The organism is Mesorhizobium sp. M7A.F.Ca.CA.002.05.1.1, assembly GCF_003998335.1.
Taxonomy (GTDB): domain Bacteria; phylum Pseudomonadota; class Alphaproteobacteria; order Rhizobiales; family Rhizobiaceae; genus Mesorhizobium.
This window is the reverse complement of the sequence record NZ_RZQI01000593.1, coordinates 1-3,816: the sequence shown is the minus strand read 5'-3', so window position 1 is coordinate 3,816 and position 3,816 is coordinate 1. Positions and strand designations below refer to the sequence as shown.

Sequence of the window (3,816 nt, the reverse complement as noted above, 5' to 3'; positions counted from 1 at the left end):
TCAGTGGGTAGCGCGAAAACGGTCGCCAACCCTCGACCACGCGTCAGATCAGAAGCCGAAACCGCTGAGACCAGGATGGTCGTCGGGGCGACGACCCAAAGGCCAATGCAACTTGCGTTCGGACTCCGCGATTGGATGTTCGTTAATGCTGGCGATCCGGCGGCGCATCAGCCCTTCCGTATCGAACTCCCAATTTTCGTTGCCGTAGGCCCTGAACCATTGGCCGCTGTCATCATGGTATTCATAGGCGAAGCGGACAGCGATCCGGTTTCCCGCAAACGTCCAAAGTTCCTTTACCAGCCGGTAATCGAGTTCTTTGTTCCATTTGCGGGTGAGAAAAGCCTCGATGGCTTCCCGGCCTGTCACGAACTCGGCGCGATTACGCCAGGCACTGTCAACCGTATAGGCGAGCGCGACACGGCCGGGGTCACGCGTGTTCCAGCCGTCTTCGGCTGAGCGCACTTTTTCTATGGCGGTTTGTTCCGTGAAGGGTGGAAGCGGTGGGCGGGACATGGCATTTTCCTGTGAGAGAGCAACGGGAAGTCGCAAGCGGCGACCGCTTGCCGCAGATCGGGGCGACGCCATTCCGCGCCGACGGTCCATGGCCTTGGGGGTCAGTCCGCCATCCGCCCGGCTTCGAAAAGGAACCAGGTACGGCGCTCGGCCTCATCAATCCAAACCTCGATCAAGCTGGTCGTCGCGACGTCGTCGTGCTCCTCGCATACTGCGTGCACGGCGCGCAGGAGACTTATGAAGGTGCGGTTGTCTTGGGCAAGCTCGGCCAGCATGTCGTGTGGCGTCACATAGGCCGCGTCATTGTCGGAGATTCGCTGCTCCTTCGCGATCTGTCCGATAGAGCGGAGCGTGGTGCCGCCGATCTTGCGACAGCGCTCAGCGATGTCATCGGTGATAGCGAAGATTTGCTCGCCTTGTTCGTCGAGTAACACATGGTAATCACGGAAGTGCGGCCCTGACATGTGCCAGTGGAAATTCTTCGTCTTGAGGTAAAGCGCGAAGGTATCGGCTAGCAACCCGGTGAGAGCGGCAGAGATATCTGTCACGGCATTCTCGCCGAGATCGGAAGGGGTACGGAGCGGTGCGGCGCGAAGGCGGAGGGCGTTGGTGGTCATGGGGATGATCCTTGGTCAGCGAGCTCAATGCGTGCTCAATTGCGCCAACCTAGGCCCCGAAAAGCCGTCTGGTCTTCTGCAAATGCCGGGTTTTCTTTCTGAATGCCCGGAAAGGACGGGCTCTTCATCGGCCAGCGAGGGGCGTCGCGGCGGTCAGCGCCCGGACGCCGCCAGCCCTGCAGTTTCATTTCGCTGGGCCACGAGACAAGGTTGTGTGCTGTGAGTTCTGCAAATTCGCTGAGAAAGGGCGGTCATGGCAGGCTGGTGATATTCAACGTCACCGAGTTCCGCCACATTCTGCTTTCGAGCCCTGATGGGCTGCGCGATGTGATCCGCGCGGTGATGCAGGAAGTCCTGGAGGGCGAGATGGATGAGGTGCTTGGAGCCGAGAAATGCTAGCGCACGCCGGAGCGGCTCGCCTATCGTTCGGGCCATTACGGTCGCACGCTCGTCACGCGCGCCGGCAAGCTCGGACTCAGGGTGCCGCAGAACCGGCAGGGCCGCTTCTCGGCGGAGTTGTTCGAGCGCTACTAGCTTTCCGAGCGGGCGCAAGCCGCTGGACGAGAGCCTCCCCGCCTTTGCCAATCGCCCGCTCCAGGAGCCGTTCCCTTACCTCATTGTCGATGCTCGCTACGAGAAGGTCTGCGAAGTCGGCATCGTCATGGGCCAGGCGGTGCTGATTTCCGTCGGGATTGACTGGGACGGAAGGCGCCAGAGCCATCGAGATGGCCAATCGCGACAACCGCTCGACCTGGCGGGATTTCTCGTCGGCTTGAAAGCGTGAGGCCTCAGGGACGTCGAACTGGTCGTGTCCGACGATCGACCTGAACAAGCAGCCGAAATGCACGGTCGTGTGTTCCGAAGTGCTCTGGTGGAGATGCCATAGCCGAAACATCGCCGACTATTTGATCGTCCATTGGATGGCGGTCTCTCTGCTTGGGCCCGGATAACGTCACGCCTGCGGTTCTCGCGATCTGCGCGGAGAAGGTCGCCGCGGGCTTGCCTTATCGAGAGCGTGTGGCCGGTTCATGAAGGGTAATGGCGCCGCTTAGAATGGCAGCGACCCGAACGCGCAGATAGGGCGCCAACTCATTCTCGAACCATGAGTTGCGCCGCAGCCAGCCTGCACATCTCCAGGAGGGGTGCGGCAGCGGGATCACCGCAGGCCCATAGGTGCGCCATGCCGCGACGGTCTCGGTCATCGAACGCCTCGGCGTGTCTCCCAACGCCCACCGCTGAGCATAAGCGCCGACCAGCACCGTAAGTTCCACCTTCGGCAGACATGCCAGGAGCGACTGCCGCCAGAGCGCGGCGCACCTGGGCGGTGGCGGATAGTCGCCGCCTTTGGGATTGGTCCCCGGAAAGCAGAACGCCATGGGGGCCACGCCGATACGCGGGTCCGCATAGAAGGCGCGCCGATCCACTCCAAGCCACTCGCGCAGCCGGTCGCCCGACGGGTCATCGAACGGAAGTCCGCTTTCATGCACGCGTCGCCCCGGCGCCTGTCCACAGATCAACAGCCGGGTGCCGGGGGCCACCTGCACCACCGGGCGCGGTTCATGGCCGAACTCCTCGACGCACACGCGGCATGCCCGAATGCTCGAAAGCAACGCGTCAAGTTGCGACTGTTCCAACTGGCCGCGCGTTCCGTCGTCGCGCGAATGTGCCACGAAGCTATGACTTGCAGAAACGTCTACCACGTCGTTCCGATCCCTATTGTTGCCTCGCCCTGTCGTCAGTTCAATTACTGACCAGAGGACGTAGGAGTTCGGATAACATTCGACCAGCCGCCGCCGGAGTTGCGCGACGCTTCACCGCGGGAACGTGCAGAGCTTCTGGACAATTGTTTCCTTCGATTCCATAGCATGCTGAAACCGTCCAACCGACATGCCGTGGCAGGTGATTGCCTTGGTAAGAATTTGCCCGCTTGCTGTGGTGCGTCGACAACCTTGGTCCTCGTCGCGCTCGTTCACAATGGGAAGCGCAGGTCGTCCCGAGTTGCTAAGGAAAACCTGACGCTTGGCAGTTGTGGTCCAAATGATGCTGGCAGCTCCGGCTGCACGCCTTTAACTGTTGGCTGCTCCAAAACTTCAAAGAGACGCGAAGCCAGTCAGTGCGGACCTACGGATTGCCGAACAATAACACGGCAAACTCTGGCACAACGAAAGGAAGCCGATCACTGCGTACTGGCAATCCAGCTATTTGATTGAATGGAGTTCTAGAACCGCCTGATCCACGGCCCCCTCGTCGCCACCCCAGCCCAATCGGGTTCCATGCTCATCGAGTGTTTGGCGGGTGGCCGTCAGTGCAGTTTGCAACATGGCGAGTTCAGCTAGAACTGCAGATGACAGAGGCCCGCCATCTGCCGCGATGGTTTCGACAGCATTCGTCCTCGCAGCCTCGAGCGCTGCGGAAAGTGCGCGAACTGGATGGACGCTGGACATGGGCTTCTCCTCGTCAATAACTTGGTACCGACCCGTTCGTGGATCGGCAGATTGCGTGCCTTACGTGCCGCAACGATGCCACACGCGGGAGGCAGGTTCTTTTCCAAAGGCATGCTGCGTTTCGTCTTTGACCGTTGCAGGGATCAGGCACGCTCTCAACCGGTGTTCGTCAATTTCTGCCTCGCCGACTAGCGCCTTCAGGCCCCAATGGTTTCGGCAGAACTAGACACATGACCTGGACC

4 protein-coding genes and 1 pseudogene are annotated in these 3,816 nt (G+C 60.7%); 1 reads left to right on the top strand and 4 read right to left on the bottom strand.

Features of this window, described 5'->3' with window-relative positions; genetic code table 11:
- Positions 1–48: 48 nt before the first annotated feature.
- Both EN939_RS24650 and EN939_RS24645 read right to left on the bottom strand, forming a co-directional pair.
- Positions 49–513: a nuclear transport factor 2 family protein gene (locus tag EN939_RS24650; RefSeq protein ID WP_127270298.1), complete on the bottom strand. Its 465-nt coding sequence runs from the start codon at positions 511–513 to the stop codon at positions 49–51.
- Positions 514–614: 101 nt separating this feature from the next.
- The gene (locus EN939_RS24645) at positions 615–1,130 is read right to left on the bottom strand and encodes a Dps family protein (RefSeq protein ID WP_127270297.1); all 516 of its coding nucleotides are present in this window, start codon (positions 1,128–1,130) and stop codon (positions 615–617) included.
- A gap of 261 nt (positions 1,131–1,391) precedes the next feature.
- Between EN939_RS24645 and EN939_RS24640 the strand changes: the two are divergent.
- Positions 1,392–2,038: pseudogene (locus tag EN939_RS24640) on the top strand (transposase); the annotation flags it as partial.
- 96 nt (positions 2,039–2,134) lie between these two features.
- Here the strand turns inward: EN939_RS24640 and EN939_RS24635 are convergent.
- Together EN939_RS24635 and EN939_RS24630 are read right to left on the bottom strand one after the other, a co-directional pair.
- Positions 2,135–2,764 carry a uracil-DNA glycosylase family protein gene (locus EN939_RS24635; protein ID WP_127270300.1) on the bottom strand — a complete coding sequence of 210 codons (630 nt, stop codon included), beginning with the start codon at positions 2,762–2,764 and terminating at the stop codon, positions 2,135–2,137.
- 564 nt (positions 2,765–3,328) lie between these two features.
- On the bottom strand, positions 3,329–3,574 hold the full coding sequence (locus EN939_RS24630) for a hypothetical protein (protein WP_127270296.1): 246 nt from the start codon (positions 3,572–3,574) through the stop codon (positions 3,329–3,331).
- Positions 3,575–3,816: the final 242 nt, after the last annotated feature.